The following is a 241-nucleotide window of genomic DNA, read 5'->3' as shown; positions in this document are numbered from 1 at the left end:
CACTTCCTGCTGGGTTCAACGCCAGAGACGTTGACTCGGCTTGAGGCTGAGCTCGTGCGCCGATATCCAGCCGCGATCATTGTCGGGTCATACTCCCCGCCATTCGCCCCAGTCGACGAGCAATACATCCAAGACTGCGCTGCGAAAGCGGCGAAGGGTGACAGTGACGTTGTGTGGGTAGGTCTGGGAACTCCTAAGCAGGATATCTTGGGTACCGCGCTTGCGGCTCGACTCGGAAAGC

1 protein-coding gene is annotated in these 241 nt (G+C 59.3%); it reads left to right on the top strand.

All coding sequences use genetic code 11. From position 1 onward, the window contains the following. Positions 1-6 precede the first annotated feature (6 nt). Positions 7-241: WecB/TagA/CpsF family glycosyltransferase (locus KVT44_RS61445; RefSeq protein ID WP_368857627.1), on the top strand; the 235-nt coding region annotated here is incomplete at its 3' end.

The organism is Streptomyces sp. GbtcB7, from assembly GCF_019091445.1.
In the GTDB taxonomy this organism is placed as follows: domain Bacteria; phylum Actinomycetota; class Actinomycetes; order Streptomycetales; family Streptomycetaceae; genus Streptomyces; species Streptomyces mirabilis.
The sequence above is the reverse complement of the archived record's forward strand: the minus strand, read 5'-3'. Positions and strand labels throughout refer to the sequence as shown.